A 14,894-nucleotide genomic window follows, 5' to 3' on the forward strand; every position below is an offset into this window, starting at 1 on the left:
GGGAATCCAAACTTCATGCGCACGCGCCTTACGTTCGCCGTCGCTGCCATCGCAAGCCTTCTCGTCGCCCAGGCGCACGCCCAAGCGAGCGAGCGCGTGCTGACGCTTGCGGGTGCGCTATCGCGCGCGCTGGCTACCAATCCGCGCCTGACGGCCGCCGAGCGCGATATCGGAATCGCCACTGGCCGGCGCATTCAGGCGGGCGCAATTCCCAATCCCGAGCTTTCAGCCGAGCTGGATGACTCGCTCGGCACCGGCAAGTATCGCGGCACCAGATCGGCGGAAACGACGCTGCAGATCAGCCAGGTTGTCGAACTCTGGGGCAAGCGCGACGCCCGCATCGCCGCTGGCATAGCCGAGGTCGATGCGGTGACGTGGCAACGCCGCGCCACGCGGCTTGAGATTCTCTCCGAGACGGCGATTGCGTTCTTTTCCGTGCTCGGCCTGCAGCGCCGCGTCGAGATCCTTTCCGAGCAGGTCGCCTCGCTCAACCGCCTGACCCCGCTACTGCAGCGGCGGATCGACGCCGGCGCGGCCTCCCCCGCCGAAACCGGCCGCTCGACCATCGCGGCCGACCTCGTGCGGGTCGATCTCGAACGCACGCGCGGCATGCTCGCCAGCGCACGGCGCGAACTGGCGATCCTGATGGGTGACAACGCGCCGTCATTTGCTTCGGTGACGGGGCGCTCGGTCGCCATCGGTAGCGCACCGCCGTTTGCGAAGATTCTCGCCGCGATCGAATCAAATCCGGCGCTGATGCGCTGGACGTCGGTCCGGGCGCAGCGCAATGCCGAACTGTTGATCGCGCGCCTGAAGCCCTACCCTGATCTCCGCCTCTCCGCGGGCTGGCGACACTACAACGAATCCGGTGACGATGCGGTCAGGCTCGGCGTCTCCGTCGCCCTCCCGATCTGGGATCAGAACAAGGGCGACATTCTCGCAGCCCAGCAAAACCTGGAGAAGACGCGCGCCGAGCGGGCGATCAACCGCGCAGCGCTGCTGCTGGTGGCCGGACGCGCCTATGACACGCTGACGGCCTCGCTCCGCGAACTCCAGATCCTGCGCGACTCCACGATCCCGACCGCCCGGACCTCCGCCGCGGCGATCGAGGCCGGTTTCGAACAGGGCCGGTTCACGCTGCTCGAAGTGCTCGATGTGCTCGGCTCCGTGGGGCAGGCCAATCTGCGCGAACAGGAGGCGACCCAGAATCTTCATACCGCAATCGCGACGCTCGAAGGTCTCGTCGGCGATCCCTTTGTGCTGGCCCGAGGAGCGAACCGATGAGGCGTATTGTCACCGCTGCTGTGGTGCTTCTGCTGCTGGCCGGCGCGGTTTTCGCTGGCATGAAGATCCTCGACGCGCCAACGCCGGGCAAGAACAGCACGACCACCGGGCATGCGCACGGTCATGGCGACGGCGAGAAGGAACACGCCCATGACGACGATGGCGTCACGATGAGCGACGCCAAGGTGCTGGCTGCGGGTATCGAGCTGGAAAAGGTGCAGCCGGGAACGCTCCGTGACGTCCTGCGCCTCAACGGCATTCTCCAGGCCAATCAGGAACAGACCGTGCAGATCACGCCGCGCTTTCCGGGCATTGTCCGCGAGGTGAAGAAGCGCGTTGGCGACGCCGTGCAGAAGAACGAGGTCGTCGCCACGATCGAGAGCAACCAGAGCCTTACGCTGTACGAGTTGCGCGCCCCGATTTCCGGCACCGTGATCGACCGGCAGGTTTCGCTCGGCGAATATGCCTCCGAACAGAAGCCCGCATTCACGGTATCCGATCTCTCGACGGTGTGGGTGGATCTCGCGGTCCCGCGTCGCGACTTCCGCCGCGTCAAGGTGGGCGATGCCGTCATGATCGATGTCGAGGATGGCGGTCCGCCCGTCAATGCGAACATCTCCTACGTCTCCCCGATCGGCGCCGCCGAAACACAAAGCGCGCTCGCCCGCGCCACCGCCGCCAATGCCGGCGGCCGCCTGCGCCCCGGCCTTTTCGTCACGGCGCGCCTGATCCTTTCCGAAAAGAAAGCCCCGCTGGTGATCAAGCTCAGCGCGCTGCAGATGCTGGAGAAGCGCAATGTCGTCTTCGCGCGCGCGGGCGACAGGTTCGAGGCCCGCGAGGTCGAGCTTGGCGACAAGGACGGCGAGCACGCCGAAGTGCTGTTCGGGCTCAGCGAAGGCGACGTCTATGCCACCCGCAACAGCTTCGTCATCAAGGCCGAAATAGGCAAGGGCAGTGCCGCGCACGAGCATTGAGGTCCGGTCATGATTGAAGCCATCCTTGCATTCTCGGTCCGCCAGCGCTGGCTGGTCATGATTATCGTGCTGGGCATTGCCGCGTTCGGCGCATGGTCGTTCACGCGGCTGCCGATCGACGCGGTGCCTGACATCACCAATGTGCAGGTGCAGATCAACAGCACGGCCGCCGGCTATTCGCCGCTCGAGGTCGAGCAGCGGATCACCTTCCCGATCGAGACGGCGATGGGCGGTCTGCCAAAGCTCGAATACACCCGCTCGCTGTCGCGCTACGGCCTGAGCCAGGTCACCGTCGTCTTTAATGATGGAACCGACATCTATTTCGCCCGCCAGCTCGTCAACGAACGCATCCAGCAGGTGAAGGACCAGCTTCCGCCAGGTGTAGAGACGGCCATGGGCCCAATCTCTACCGGCCTCGGCGAGATCTTCCAGTTCGCCGTTGAAGCCAAGCCGGGCGCCAAGAACGCCGACGGCAACCCCTACTCCGAAACCGAGCTGCGCACGATCCAGGACTGGATCATCAAGCCTCAGTTACGCACCGTGCCCGGCGTCGTCGAGGTCAACACGATCGGCGGCTACGAGCGGCAGTTTCATGTCCTGCCCGACCCGGCGCGCCTGATGGCCTACAAGCTGTCGTTCCGCGACATCATGACGGCGCTTGCCGCCAACAACGCCAATGTCGGCGCCGGGTACATCGAGCGCAACGGCGAGCAATATCTCGTGCGTACGCCCGGCCAGGTCGCGACCATCGCAGAGATCAAGGATATCGTGATCGGCTCGCGGCAGGGCGTACCCATCCGGATCTCCGACGTCGCGGCGGTGGAGGAAGGAAAGGAGCTTCGCACCGGCGCCGCCAACGTCAACGGCAAGGAAGCGGTGATCGGCACCGCGATGCTGCTGATCGGCGAGAACAGCCGCGCCGTGGCGCAGCGCGTCGACCGGAAGCTGAAGGCGGTCGCGCCGTCGTTGCCGGAAGGCGTCGTCGCCCGCACGCTGTACGACCGCACTGCGCTGGTTGAAGCAACGATTGCGACCGTCGAAAGGAACCTGCTCGAAGGCGCGCTGCTCGTCGTCGCCGTGCTGTTTCTCGTTCTCGGCAATTTCCGGGCCGCGATTGCAACTGCGTGCGTCATTCCGCTCGCCATGCTGATCACCGTGATCGGGATGGTGCAGAGCAAGACCAGCGCCAATTTGCTGAGTCTTGGCGCCATCGATTTCGGCATCATCATCGACGGCGCTGTCATCATCGTCGAGAACTGCCTGCGCCTGCTCGCGCGGGAGCAGACCAGCCGCGGCCGGATGCTTGCGACGCAGGAGCGGTTCGGCGTCATCATCAAAGGCGCCAAGGAGGTGATCAGCCCGAGCCTGTTCGGCACGCTAATCATTGCCGTGGTCTATCTCCCGATCCTGACGCTGACCGGCATCGAAGGAAAGATGTTCCAGCCGATGGCGATCACCGTGCTGATGGCGCTCGGGGCGGCGGCGGTCCTTTCCCTGACATTCGTGCCGGCGGCGGTCGCCTTGCTGGTCCGCGGCAGGGTTTCCGAGCATGAGAACTGGTTCATGCGGATGAGCAGCCGGCTGTACGCCCCGATGCTCCACGCCAGCATCCGAAATCGGGGTGTCGTTGCGCTTTCCGCCGTGATCATCGTGGTGCTGACGGGCCTGGTCGCGAGCCGGATGGGAGGCGAATTCATCCCGAGCCTCGACGAGGGCGACATCGCGCTGCACGCCATGCGCATTCCCGGAACCAGCCTCAGCCAGGCGATGGAGATGCAGAAGACGCTTGAAACAGCGATCCGCGAGTTTCCGGAAGTGAAGGAAGTATTCTCCAAGGTCGGTACGGCAGAAGTCGCCACCGACCCGATGCCGCCGAACGTCGCCGACAATTTCGTCATGTTGAAGCCGCGCGACCAATGGCCCGATCCCAAACGGTCGAAGTCGGATCTTGTCGAGGCGCTGGAGAAGCGCGTCGCGGAAGTGCCGGGCAACAATTACGAATTCACCCAGCCGATCCAGATGCGTTTCAACGAACTGATCTCGGGCGTCCGCAGCGACGTCGGCGTCAAGGTGTTCGGCGACAATCTCGATACGCTGCTGCAGGTGGCGGGTCGCGTGCAGGCGGTCATCCAGAAAGTCCCGGGGGCGTCTGACGTCAAGACCGAGCAGGTCACCGGCCTGCCCGTGCTGACGGTCAAGCTGAACCGCGCCGCGCTGGCGCGCTACGGCCTGTCCGCCGCCGACGTCCAGGGCATCGTGGAGATCGCGATTGGCGGCAAGCATGCCGGCCTGGTGTTCGAGGGCGACCGGCGCTTCGAGCTCGTCGTCCGGTTGCCTGAGCATTTGCGCGTGGATATCGACGCCATCGGCGCCCTTCCCATCCCGCTTCCGGCGCTCGAAGAAAAGGGTACGGGCGTACGCGCGGCGCCGGTGAACCTTTCGCCGGCCTTGCAGCGCTACGTTCCGCTGTCGGCGGTTGCGACGGTGGAATCTGCGCCCGGTCCGAACCAGATCAGCCGCGAGAACGGCAAGCGGCGCATCGTCGTCACCGCCAATGTGCGCGGCCGCGACCTCGGCTCCTTCGTTTCGGAGGCGCAGGCCGCAATCGCCCGCGATGTTCAATTGCCGGCCGGGTACTGGATCGGCTGGGGCGGCCAGTTCGAGCAACTGGTCTCGGCTGCCAAGCGCCTCACCATCGTGGTCCCGGTCGCGCTGCTGCTGATCTTCCTGCTGCTGTTCTTGAGTCTTGGTTCTGCCGCCGACGCCGCGCTGGTGTTCAGCGGCGTGCCGCTGGCGCTCACCGGCGGCGTGGCGGCGCTCCTGCTTCGCGGCATCCCGCTTTCGATCAGCGCCGGCATCGGCTTTATCGCGCTGTCAGGCGTCGCCGTGCTGAACGGCCTCGTCATCATTGCCTTCATCGAGAAACTGCGGAGGGATGGCCGGTCGGTGATCGACGCCGTGACCGAAGGCGCCCTCACCCGGCTGCGCCCGGTGCTGATGACGGCGCTCGTCGCATCTCTCGGCTTCGTTCCGATGGCGATCGCCACCGGCCCGGGCGCGGAGGTGCAGCGCCCGCTCGCCACTGTGGTCATCGGCGGCATCATCTCCTCGACCATCCTCACTTTGCTCGTGCTACCGGCGCTGTATGTGCTGTTCCGGCGCGATAGAGCTCCCGTCGCCGCTCAACCCCAACCAACCACCGGAGTACAACATGCGTAAACTCGCGATGATCGTCGCCGCTTCTGTCTTGCTCGGATCGCCTGCCCTCGCCCAGCAACATGATCACGGCAACGTCAAGGGCCCTAACGGCGGTCCGGTCAAGGACGTCGCCGGCGTTCACGCCGAGTTCGTTGCGTCCGGCACCACGGTCACATTCCATATTCTCAATGAGGACAACAAGCCGGTCGCAGCCAAGGGCTACACGGGATCCGCCCTGATCGTGAGCGGCTCGGAGCGCGAAACCGTTCAGCTCACCGCCGGCGACAATTGGCTCAAGGGCGAGGCCAAGAAGGCCCTTCCGTCCGGCGCGGCCGTCACGCTTCAGGTCAAGACCGATGCTGGAAAGTCAGGCCAGGCCCGCTTCAACAAGTAGGCGGGCGGAACCGGACGGCGCCCCGCGGCGCCGTCCCGCTATCGTGCATCGCTCAGGCCCGCTCCATCGCCTGAAGCCGTGGCCGTCCACCGGTGGTCTCGAGCGAGCGCTGCAATTGCTCCTCCAGTTCGTCCAACAGGAAGAAACTGACGTCGTCGACGGAGCCGCGCCCCTTGGCGAAGGGCTGTTCGAGCAGCCGGATCAGGTACAGCACGTAGACGAACATATAGGTGATGAACCCGAACAACAGGGCGGCGGCCGGATCGCCTTCCGTTTTTAAGAGAAGCAGCAGGATGATGATCGACAACACCAGCGTCTGCACCAGAACGTGCACCGACGGCACGAACTCGACGCGCTGGATGGTGTAGATCCGCAATAGCGCCCGGCGGATCGCGTCCTGGTTGGCGCGGAGGCGCACGACGAAATTCGCGGCCATGCCCATGCCCTCGAGGCGACCGAGGATGGGCGTCAGCTTGCCAAGCTCGGCGAGCACGGGGGAAATGTTCTTGTGGTCGTTGTCGCGGCCGAGACCTTCGCGCAGCTTTCCGATCACACCGAGAAGGATCAGCCGTGCTTCCCTGAGGTTGAAACGCTCGTTGGTCGGCGCGAAGCACTCCAGATCGCCTTCAATCGCCTCGATCGCGGTGCGCAGCACCGTCGGAATTTGCTCGGCTTCCTTGTAATCCTTGAGAATGCTCGACAGCAGGAAGCCGATGATGAAGATGGCGCCGCCGATGCCGCTGGTCACCAGGCCGTTGAGATCGAGAAATTCGAACTCGAAATAGTGAACGATCGCCTTGACGCTACCCAGCACCAGCACGACGACGCCGACGGTGAAGAACAGGCGAAATTTCTTCCGGAGGCTGAGCTCGGTGCCACCGAAAGGAAGATGCGAGGAGATCCTGGACGGCAAAACGTGAATATCCTTTCCCTGGAGAACGACAGCGGAGACAGTTCCGTCCGTTCCTATCCAGCATCTGCCAATCCATCATTTGCGGCGCGAATCCGTCGACGTCGAAGACGGTTGTCCACCGTGCTTCGTCAGCTCAGGCCCGCAGACAGGTGAAGACGGCCGTGCCCAGCCGCTGGATTACAGATGCATATGGCCGCAGATAATCACTAAGCCCGCGAATGGCTCCTGGTTTTCGGTCGCGGCGTTGGTGACATATCGCCACAATGGCGCGTTGGCGCAGCCCGTGGACGGCCATCTCGAAGGCCTGAACAGCCGGTGCGCCGTTAGAATATCCAGCTAATGGCCGCGACGATGAACGGTGCGGCCATTAGCAGAACCGGCCACAGCCGGAAAATCACGCGGCCAGACTACTACCCGCGGCAATTTTCTTCTTCAGCGCTTCGCAGACGGTACGGACTTCTGACGTCATCAAGGAACAATCCTCGATCTGCAGAAAGTAGCGCTTGCCTTCCTCGCGATAGTTCGCCGCCAATTCCCTGATCTCGGTCACCATGGCGTGAACACCCGCGACCATCGCCTCACATTTCTTGGCGGCCTCGGACAATTCAGCGCCGAGCGCCTCAATCTCCTTCACGGCGGCGTCGTATTCGCGGACCACGGCTTCGGCCGAGAGTTTGCCGACCTGATTGACCCCTTCCTTGTGCTCGACGTAGTCGGGCATCGGGCCCTTCGGCAACGGCTGATCGTAGCCGTCAGACGCTCCCCCGTTCATCGGCCCTCGCCGAGTTCTCTGGATGATGTTGCCGATTTCCCCTTCAAGTTCATCAGCGTCGAGTAATGGGGAACGCGTGAGAATTTCTGTGCTTAAAGTCATCGACTATTGCTCCAAAATTGTTACGCGGAGAGCGATGAATTTATCATCGTCAAGGGCGGTGTCACCCTTGTCCACAGCCGTTTCTGGGCAAACAGGGGGTAGCTATGTCTTGCTGCGGACATTGGAACCGGCTGTGTCGGAGCCCCCGCACCGCGAGTGTAATGGCGAAATAGCACGTGATGAGCGAGCGATACGATGCTGTGTCAAAACGTTCCCTTTGAGCGCTGCCGTTACCCCCGCTTCCGTCGCCGCCAGTCCCGCTTTTTCGGCTTCGGTGCGAGTTCCGGCATATCCGCCTGTACTTCCCGATACCGCGCCAGCATCCGATCGAAAGTGGCGTTGAGCGCTTCCGCGATCTCGGGACGCTTTTCGAGCCCGGCCAGCAACAGGCCCGCGGCCTCGATGGTGGATAGTCCATCGCCGCGCGGCTCCTTGCGCAGCTTGCCGTAACGCGAGGCGCGTTTCGGCCCGAGAATGATCCGCTGGCACTTCAGCATCCACGCATTGCGCCACCACAGCGCCTTGGCCTGGCTCCAGGTTCCGTCGAGCAGCACCACGCCCTCGATATCGGACAGGATCGCGCGCTGGTGCGGCTCGATTTCGCCCTTGCGGTTGATCGCCACGATCTCGGCATCGGTGTCGAGGTCGGCGACCTTGGCTGAACCAAGATAAAGTACCGCCCAGCGCGAGGGATCATGAACCGTCCGACCCAGCGCCTTGGACAGACTCGGCCAGGACAGGCCGATCTTGACCACGGCGTCCTCGAAATGCTGCGCCGTCAGCCGCGCAGTGCCGAGTGCCCTGTCCTGCTCCTGCGGATGTTGCAGGATCAGCAGCGAGATCCTGCTATCGACCGGGGTCACGCTGTCGCAGATGCAGAGCGGGAGCGGCTTGCCGCAACGTGGACACTCCGGAACGGCCTCGATGGCGGCGCCGGCCTGGGAATTGGATGGGTCTGACATCCGCCCGCTATACGCTGTCCGTGCCCGGATGTTCAACTATTCGGCTGGGGCTGCCACCGCGGCCGGCCGTATCCGCCCTCGCAGCCGGTCGATCAGCAGATAGATGACCGGTGTGGTGTAGAGCGTCAGGATCTGGGACACGAACAAGCCGCCGATGATGGTGATGCCGAGCGGCCGGCGCAGCTCGGTGCCGGGGCCGGTGGCGATGACCAGCGGAATGCCGGCGAACAGCGCCGCCATCGTCGTCATCAGAATGGGGCGGAAGCGGGCGCGGCAGGCCTCGAAGATCGCCTCCGCCGACGACAGGCCGCGGTTGCGCTCGGCATCGAGCGCGAAATCGACCATCATGATACCGTTCTTCTTGACGATGCCGATCAGCAGAATAATGCCGACGAAGGCGATCACGGTGAGCGGTGTATTCGTCACCTGCAGCGCCAGCAGCGCCCCTAAGCCCGCCGACGGCAAGGTCGAGATGATCGTGATCGGATGCGCCAGGCTCTCATAGAGCACGCCGAGCACGATATACATCGCCACCAGCGCGCCGAGGATCAATAGCGGCTGCCGGCCGCTGGTCTTGTTGAAGTCGCCGGCATTGCCGTCAAAACTGCCGCGGATGCCTTCCGGCATGTGCAATTCGTCCACCGCGCGCTGGATGTTTGTGGTCGCGACCTCCAGCGGCACGTCGGGCAACAGATTGAACGAGACCGTCGTCGAGGGGAACGATTGCGAGTGATATACCGCGAGCGCCGACAGGCCGCGCTGGTAGCGCACCACGGCCGATAGCGGCACCTGGGCGTCGTTGGCGCCGGCCACGAAGATGCGCTCCAGGTTGGACGGGTCCGCCTGGAATTTCGGATCGATCTCCAGCACCACCATGTACTGGTTACGCTGGGTGTAGATGATCGAAATCTGCCGCTGCGCGAATGCATTGTTCAGGGCATTGTCGATGTCCTGGACGCGAACGCCGAGGCTCGCGGCGGTCTTGCGGGCGATCACCAGCGACAATTGCAAGCCGCCGGGATCGCGGTCGCTGGAGATGTCGGTAATCCCCTCCACCGTCTCCATGCGCTTGGCGACGATCGGAGCCCATCTCTGCAGCAGGTCAAGGTTGGTGCTCGACAGTGTGTATTGATAGTCGGAATCGCTCTGCCGGCCGCCGGTGCGGATGTCTTGCGCCGCGAACATGAAAAGGCGGATGCCGGCCACCCGGTAGAGATTGCGCCGCAGGCGGTCGATCACCTGCGCCGTCGACAGGCCTTCCCGCTCCTCCGGCGGCTTCAGGCTGATGAACATGGTGCCGCGGTTGGAACCGCCGCCGCCCGGCCCGGCGCTGCCGCCGAGTGACGAGCCGACGCCCGCGACCGCCGGATCGGCCATCACGATGTCAGCCAGTTGCTGCTGCAACCCCAGCATCGCCTGGAACGAGGTGTCGGCCGACGCACGCGTGGAGCCGATCACGAACCCGCTGTCGTCGGTCGGAAAATAGCCCTTCGGCGTCTTGATGTAGAGCACCACCGTCAGTGCGATGGTGGCAAAGAACACGAGCAGCGTCAGGAACGGGAAGTTCAATACCGCGCGCAGCGTCCGGGCATAAAAGGCCACGATGCGCGACAGCGTGCCCTCGACGAGGCGGTCGAACCAGGTGGCGCGGTCGGAGGTCGCCTCCTTGATGTAATGCGCGCAGATCATCGGCGTGATCGTGAGCGAGACCACGGTCGAGACCACGATGGCAAAGGTCAGCGTCAGCGAGAACTCACGCAGCAGCCGGCCGACGATGCCGTCCATGAAGATCAGCGGCGTGAACGCCGCGATCAGGGACAGGCTGATCGACAGCACGGTAAAGCCGATCTGCTTGGCGCCTTCGAGCGCCGCCGGATACGGCGCCATGCCCTGTTCGAGGTTGCGATACATGTTCTCGATCATGACGATGGCGTCGTCGACCACGAAGCCGACCGAGATCGCCAGCGCCATCAGCGACAGATTGTCGATCGAGAAACCGGCGAGCCACATCCCGGCGCAGGTGCCGGCCAACGCCAGCGGCACCGAGACGCCGGCCGCGATCGTCGGCGTCAGTCGCCGCAGGAACGCGAACACGACGACCATGACCAGGAACGCGGTCGCCAGCAGCGTGAACTGCATGTCGAGCACGCTGGCGCGGATGGTGCCGGTGCGGTCGACCAGGGTCGAAATTTCCACCCCGCCGGGCAGCCACTGTTTCAGTTCGGGAATGAGCGCCCTCACCCGATCGACGGTGTCGATCACATTGGCGTCGCCCTGCTTGGTGATCTGGATCAGCACCGCCGGCTGCTTGTTGAACCAGGCGATCGAGCGGGCATTGCGGACGGAATCTTCCACATCCGCGACATCGGAAAGGCGGACGAAATTGCCGGCCGAACTCTTGATGATGATGTCGCGGAATTCGGCCGCCGTTCGCATCTGCTTGTTGGTCGAAATCGTCTCGCTTTGGCGGCCGCCGTTGAATATCCCGACAGGACCAAGCGGGTTGGCGTTGATGATCGCTTGACGAACATCGTCGGTGGCGATCCCCGCATTCGACAGTGCCACGGGGTTCAGCGCGATCCGCACCGCCGGCTGATCGGCGCCGGAGACCGTGACCTCGCCGACACCCGGCACCTGCGAGATGCGCTGCGCGATCACGGTATCGGCGACGTCGTACATGGCGCTCGTCGTCAGCGTCTTCGACGTCAACGCCAGCACGAACACCGGCGCGGCCGCCGGATTGGCTTTACGGAAGCGCGGCAGCGACGGCAGGTCGCTCGGCAAGTCCGCCAGCGAGGCATTGATCGCGGCCTGCACGTCGCGCGCGGCGCGGTCGATGTCGCGGCCGATCGAGAATTGCAACTGGATGCTGGTGGAGCCGAGCGAACTGGTCGAGGTGATCTGGTCGAGGCCCGCGATCTGGCCGAGCCGGCGCTCCAGGGGCGCTGCGACGGTCGACGCCATCACCGAAGGGTCGGCGCCCGGCCGCGTCGCGGACACCCGGATCATCGGGAAATCGACGTTCGGAACTGACGACACCGGCAGGAACACGTAGGCGACGATGCCGACCAGAAAGAGCCCGATCGCCAGCAGCGTGGTGCCCACCGGCCGCCGGATGAAGGGCTCCGAGATCGATGCCATCTACTGCATCCCCTCGGTGGCGCCGGCGACCGTGGGTCCGGGCGGCCCTGGGTCCGGCACGGCCTTCTCGATTTTGCGATTGATCCGGTCGAGCGCGAGATAGATCACCGGCGTCGTATAGAGCGTCAGCAATTGGCTGAGCAGCAGGCCGCCGATGATGGAGATGCCGAGCGGAAACCGCAGTTCGGCGCCGGTGCCGCTTTCGATCGCCAACGGCAACGCGCCGAACAGCGCCGCCAGCGTCGTCATCATAATGGGGCGGAATCGCAACAGGCAGGCCTGCACGATGGCTTCATGAGGCGACATGCCCTGATGCCGCTCCGCCTCCAGCGCGAAGTCGATCATCATGATCGCGTTCTTCTTGACGATGCCCATCAACAGAATGATGCCGATCAGGCCGATCACCGACAGGTCCTGCCCGAACAGCATCAGCGCCAGAATGGCGCCGACGCCTGCGGAGGGCAGCGTCGAGAGAATGGTGATGGGGTGGATGTAGCTCTCGTACAGCACGCCGAGCACGATGTAGATGGTGACGATCGCCGCCAGAATGAGCCAGGGCTGGCCGGCCAGCGATTTGGAGAACTCGGCCGCATCGCCCGCGTAGACGCCGACGATGCTGCCAGGCATGCCGATCCTGGTCTCGATCTTCTTGAGTTCCGCGACGGCATCGCCGAGCGCCTCGCCGGGCCCGAGGTTGAAGCTGAGCGAGACCGCCGGAAACTGCGCCAGATGCGAAATCGCCAACGGCGCCGTGGTGCGGGTCAGCGTCGCCACCGCCGACAGCGGCACCTGGGCGTTGGGCGCACCGACGGTGGCACTCGCCGCCCCCGGCAGATAGAGTTTTGACAGGATCGACGGATCGCGCTGGTACATCGGCATCGCCTCCAGCACCACGCGGTACTGGTTGGCCTGGCCGTAGATCGTCGAAATCTGACGCTGCGCGAAGGCGTCGTTGAGGGTGTCGTTGACCGCCTGGATGCTGACGCCGAGCTGGCCGGCGCGCTGGCGATCGATGTTGAGCGCCGCGCGCAGGCCGCCTTCCTGGGCTTCCGACGAGACGTCGCGGAACAGCGGATCCTTGCGCATTTCGGCAATCAGCTTCCGCGACCACAGCGACACTTCCGCCGCGTCGGTGCCGGTCAGTGTATACTGGTACTGCGAGCGGCTCGACTGGGTCGAGATCTGTACGTCCTGCACCGGCTGGAAGTAGATCGTCATGCCGGGGATCGAGGCGGTGCGCTGCTTCAGCCGGTCGACCACGATTGAAATGTCGTCCTCCCGCTCGCCGCGCGGCCGCAGCGTCATCACCAGACGCCCGACATTGGTGGTCGGATTGACGGAACCGGCTCCAATCACGGAGACCACGCCGACCACATCCGGATCGGCCTGGATCGCGGCCGCGGCAGCCGCCTGGCGGCTCTGCATTTCGGCAAAGGAAACGTCGGGGCCGGCCTCGGTCACCGCGGTGATCGAGGCGGTGTCCTGCAGCGGCAGGAAGCCCTTCGGCGCGACCACGTACATCAGAAGCGTCGCGACAATGGTGGCAAAGGTCACCATCAGCGTCGCGCGCTGGCGCTGCAGCACCCACAGCAGCGTGCGATGGTACAAGTCGACCGTGCGGTCGATGAAGCGGCTGACGGCCGCAAGGCCGGGAACCGTCATCTCCTCGCCGACATGCTTGAGCAGCCGCGAGCACATCATCGGCGTCAGCGTGAGCGATACGATCGCCGAGGTCACGACTGCGATTGTCAGCGTCAGCGCAAACTCGCGGAACATGCGTCCGACCAGCCCGGACATGAACAGAAGCGGGATGAACACCGCGATCAGCGACACCGTCAGCGAGATCACGGTGAAGCCGATTTCGCTGGCGCCCTTCAGCGACGCCTCCATCACGGACTCGCCGTTTTCCATATGGCGGACGATGTTCTCGATCATCACGATGGCGTCGTCGACCACGAAGCCGGTGCCGATCGTGAGCGCCATCAGCGAAAGATTGTCGAGGCTGAAGCCTGCGAAATACATGATGCCGAAGCTCGTGATCAGCGACAGCGGCAGCGCCACGCCCGCGATCAGGGTGGCGCGCAGCGAGCGGAGGAACAACAGCACCACCAAAGTCACCAGCACCACGGCAAGGATCAGCGTGAACTGGACGTCCCGCACCGAGGCCCGAATGGTGACGGTGCGGTCGGAGACCACGTGCAAATTGACGCCGGCCGGGATCGAGCGTTGCAGCTTGGGAATTTCCTCCCGGATCTGCCTGACGACCTCGATGACGTTGGCGCCGGGCTGCCGCTGGATGTCGATGATCACGGCCGGCGTGCCCTGGTACCAGCCGCCGGTGCGATCGTTCTCCAACCCGTCGATGATGATGGCGACGTCGCCGATCGTGACCGGGGAGCCGTTGCGATAGGCGATGATGATCGGCCTGTAGGCGTCCGCCGCCGCGATCTGGTCGTTGGCGGCGATGGTGTAGGCCTGCTGCGCGCCGTCGAGCGATCCCTTCGGCCCCGACACGTTGGCGCCCGCGATGGCGTTGCGCAGATCCTCCATCGAGATGCCATAGGCGGCGAGCCGCGCCAGATCAGCCTGCACCCGCACCGCAGGCTTCAGCCCGCCAAGAATGGCGACGCGCCCGACGCCGGAAATCTGGCTGAGCCGCTGACCGAGAAGGGTGTCGGCGATATCGCTCATCGCGCGCAGCGAAATCGTCTCCGACGTCAGCGCCAGCGTCAGCACCGGCGCGTCGGCCGGGTTCACCTTGGCGTAGGTCGGCGGATACGGCAGGTTCTTCGGCAGGATTCCGGCGGCGGCGTTGATCGCGGCCTGCACGTCCTGGGTGGCGCCGTCGATGTCGCGGTTGAGGTCGAACTGCAGCGAGATCTGGCTGACGCCATACGAAGAGGTCGACTGCATCGACGACAGCGACGGGATCTGCCCGAGCTGACGCTCGAGCGGCGCGGTGATCAGGGATGCCACCACGTCGGGACTCGCGCCCGGCAGTTGCGTCGTCACCTGCACGGTCGGGAAATCGACCTGCGGCAGCGCCGATACCGGCAGCGCCCAATAGCCGAGCGCGCCGCCGATCATCAGCGCGATCCCCAACAGCGAGGTCGCGATCGGCCGGCGGATGAACGGTTCGGATACGCTCATGGTT

General features: G+C 64.5%; 9 protein-coding genes. 4 read left to right on the forward strand and 5 right to left on the reverse strand.

Annotation, left to right across the window (positions count from 1 at the left end; all coding sequences use genetic code 11):
* The first annotated feature begins 15 nt into the window (after positions 1-15).
* From ihpA to CQ12_RS26505, 4 genes are read left to right on the forward strand one after another with little or no spacing between them, the layout of a single operon-like run.
* Positions 16-1,284 carry a divalent metal ion exporter subunit IhpA gene (ihpA, locus tag CQ12_RS26490; protein WP_057838228.1) on the forward strand — a complete coding sequence of 423 codons (1,269 nt, stop codon included), beginning with the start codon at positions 16-18 and terminating at the stop codon, positions 1,282-1,284.
* Entirely contained in the window at positions 1,281-2,258 is a 978-nt protein-coding gene (gene ihpB / locus CQ12_RS26495; protein WP_057838229.1) for a divalent metal ion exporter adaptor subunit IhpB, read from the forward strand. The genes ihpA and ihpB overlap by 4 nt, the downstream gene beginning before the upstream one ends.
* Before the next feature lie 9 nt (positions 2,259-2,267).
* On the forward strand, positions 2,268-5,477 hold the full coding sequence (locus CQ12_RS26500) for an efflux RND transporter permease subunit (RefSeq protein WP_057838230.1): 3,210 nt from the start codon (positions 2,268-2,270) through the stop codon (positions 5,475-5,477).
* Positions 5,470-5,850 carry a hypothetical protein gene (locus CQ12_RS26505; protein ID WP_057838231.1) on the forward strand — a complete coding sequence of 127 codons (381 nt, stop codon included), beginning with the start codon at positions 5,470-5,472 and terminating at the stop codon, positions 5,848-5,850. The genes CQ12_RS26500 and CQ12_RS26505 overlap by 8 nt, the downstream gene beginning before the upstream one ends.
* Before the next feature lie 52 nt (positions 5,851-5,902).
* On the opposite strand, the gene CQ12_RS26510 is transcribed toward CQ12_RS26505, so the two are convergent.
* The 5 genes from CQ12_RS26510 to CQ12_RS26530 form a co-directional block, all read right to left on the reverse strand.
* The gene (locus CQ12_RS26510) at positions 5,903-6,763 is read right to left on the reverse strand and encodes a hypothetical protein (protein WP_057838232.1); all 861 of its coding nucleotides are present in this window, start codon (positions 6,761-6,763) and stop codon (positions 5,903-5,905) included.
* 394 nt (positions 6,764-7,157) lie between these two features.
* Entirely contained in the window at positions 7,158-7,535 is a 378-nt protein-coding gene (locus CQ12_RS26515; protein WP_057838233.1) for a hypothetical protein, read from the reverse strand.
* Positions 7,536-7,867: 332 nt separating this feature from the next.
* Positions 7,868-8,599 (reverse strand): tRNA-uridine aminocarboxypropyltransferase, encoded by a 732-nt coding sequence (locus CQ12_RS26520; RefSeq protein WP_057838234.1) that lies wholly within the window; start codon positions 8,597-8,599, stop codon positions 7,868-7,870.
* A 36-nt stretch (positions 8,600-8,635) separates the two neighbouring features.
* On the reverse strand, positions 8,636-11,740 hold the full coding sequence (locus tag CQ12_RS26525) for an efflux RND transporter permease subunit (protein ID WP_057838235.1): 3,105 nt from the start codon (positions 11,738-11,740) through the stop codon (positions 8,636-8,638).
* The gene (locus CQ12_RS26530) at positions 11,741-14,890 is read right to left on the reverse strand and encodes an efflux RND transporter permease subunit (RefSeq protein WP_057838236.1); all 3,150 of its coding nucleotides are present in this window, start codon (positions 14,888-14,890) and stop codon (positions 11,741-11,743) included.
* Positions 14,891-14,894: the final 4 nt, after the last annotated feature.

The organism is Bradyrhizobium jicamae (genome assembly GCF_001440395.1).
GTDB classification, from domain to species: domain Bacteria; phylum Pseudomonadota; class Alphaproteobacteria; order Rhizobiales; family Xanthobacteraceae; genus Bradyrhizobium; species Bradyrhizobium jicamae.

Bases quoted from the DNA above. Each gene is read 5' to 3' on its own strand.
- ihpA (WP_057838228.1), top strand. From the start codon at position 16: ATGCGCACGCGCCTTACGTTCGCCGTCGCTGCCATCGCAAGCCTTCTC.
- ihpB (WP_057838229.1), top strand. From the start codon at position 1,281: ATGAGGCGTATTGTCACCGCTGCTGTGGTGCTTCTGCTGCTGGCCGGC.
- CQ12_RS26500 (WP_057838230.1), top strand. From the start codon at position 2,268: ATGATTGAAGCCATCCTTGCATTCTCGGTCCGCCAGCGCTGGCTGGTC.
- CQ12_RS26505 (WP_057838231.1), top strand. From the start codon at position 5,470: ATGCGTAAACTCGCGATGATCGTCGCCGCTTCTGTCTTGCTCGGATCG.
- CQ12_RS26515 (WP_057838233.1), bottom strand. From the start codon at position 7,535: ATGAACGGGGGAGCGTCTGACGGCTACGATCAGCCGTTGCCGAAGGGC.
- CQ12_RS26520 (WP_057838234.1), bottom strand. From the start codon at position 8,599: ATGTCAGACCCATCCAATTCCCAGGCCGGCGCCGCCATCGAGGCCGTT.
- CQ12_RS26525 (WP_057838235.1), bottom strand. From the start codon at position 11,740: ATGGCATCGATCTCGGAGCCCTTCATCCGGCGGCCGGTGGGCACCACG.
- CQ12_RS26530 (WP_057838236.1), bottom strand. From the start codon at position 14,890: ATGAGCGTATCCGAACCGTTCATCCGCCGGCCGATCGCGACCTCGCTG.